1 protein-coding gene is annotated in these 1,368 nt (G+C 60.2%); it reads right to left on the bottom strand.

The genetic code is table 11. The annotated features are described in order from the left end of the window. Positions 1–41: 41 nt before the first annotated feature. Positions 42–1,368, bottom strand: a 1,327-nt coding sequence (locus tag NCT05_RS35260) for a PAS domain-containing sensor histidine kinase (protein WP_250504535.1), incomplete at its 5' end; no start/stop codon positions are given.

The following is a 1,368-nucleotide window of genomic DNA, read 5'->3' as shown; positions in this document are numbered from 1 at the left end:
CATGACGACCTTGGCTCATTTCGAAATGATAGCCAAGACAATTATTTAATCAAGCTATTTAGGGGATGTCGTACTAGTACGGTGGCGCGCAGCTCGCTGGCGTCGGCCGGAGCGTCGTCCTTCGGGTCATCGGCGATACGCTCCTCGGCAGCCGGGCGATCCGTGACAGGAAGCCAGAGCGATGCACGCGTGCCCTTTCCATACGTGCTTTCTAGACGAAGCGCGCCTTGTAGCTGACGCGCGAGACCGTGAATCATCGAAAGGCCAAGCCCCGTGCCCTTCCCCACTTCCTTGGTCGTGAAGAAGGGTTCCGTCGCTTTGGCGAGTGTCGCGGCGTCCATGCCAGTGCCTGTGTCCCTCACTGTCACCCGCACGTAGTCGCCGGCTCGCAGGTCGCCATCGCCCGCAGAATGCGCGGTATCGACGCTGATTTGGATTGCGCCGCCATCGGGCATCGCATCGCGCGCATTGACTACCAGGTTCAGTATCGCCAGTTCAATCTGATTTGTATCGACGCGAGTAAACGGCACTTCTTCGGGCGTATCGATGACCAGTTCGATCATAGAGCCAATCGACCGGTCCAGAAGGTCGGCCATGCCGTGAACCAGCGCAGACATCTGGACAGGCTCGACCTTAAGGACCTGCTGTCGCGCGAACGCGAGCAGCCGTTGAGTGAGCGCGGCGCCGCGTTGAGCGCCTTTCAGCGCGCCATCGACCAACCGACCCACTCGCTCTTCCGGCGGCACTTCCTTTCGCACGAGTTCGAGATTCGCCATGATCGCCATCAGCAAATTGTTGAAGTCGTGCGCGATGCCGCCCGTCAACTGGCCGATCATCTCGAGCTTCTGGACCTGCCGCAGCAGCTTCTCTGTGTGCTCGCGCTGCCGTATTTCCTCGAGCACCGTTCGATGCGCGTCTTCCAGTTGCGCGGTGCGCTCCAGCACCTTGACTTCGAGCGATTCGTTCACCCGGCGCAGCTGATCTTCCGACGTTTTGCGCAGCGTCACGTCGGAGCAAACGCCGACGAGCCGAACGATCCGGTCGTCGTGCACGACACGCGCCCTGACTTCAACCCAGTGCACGGTCCCGTTCCGCCAGACGTTGCGATACTCGATCGCATAGTCGCAGCCGGTTTCCGCGCTGACCGCGATGGCTGCCTGCACCCGCTCGCGATCCTCGGGATGAGTGCTTGCAATCAGTTCTTCATAAGTAAAGTTGTCGGTCTCCAAGCGGCCGAATATCGCTTTGCAAGTCGTCGATGCTGTCAGCGTGTTGCTGGAAAGATCGAGGCTCCAGGAGCCGAGGTGTCCGGCCGTGAGTGCTATGCGAAGATGCGCTTCGCCCTCATCGAGTTCTCGGATTCGAGCC

Source organism: Caballeronia sp. AZ7_KS35 (genome assembly GCF_023631045.1).
GTDB lineage: Bacteria > Pseudomonadota > Gammaproteobacteria > Burkholderiales > Burkholderiaceae > Caballeronia > Caballeronia zhejiangensis.
This window is presented reverse-complemented; position numbering and strand designations above follow the sequence as displayed.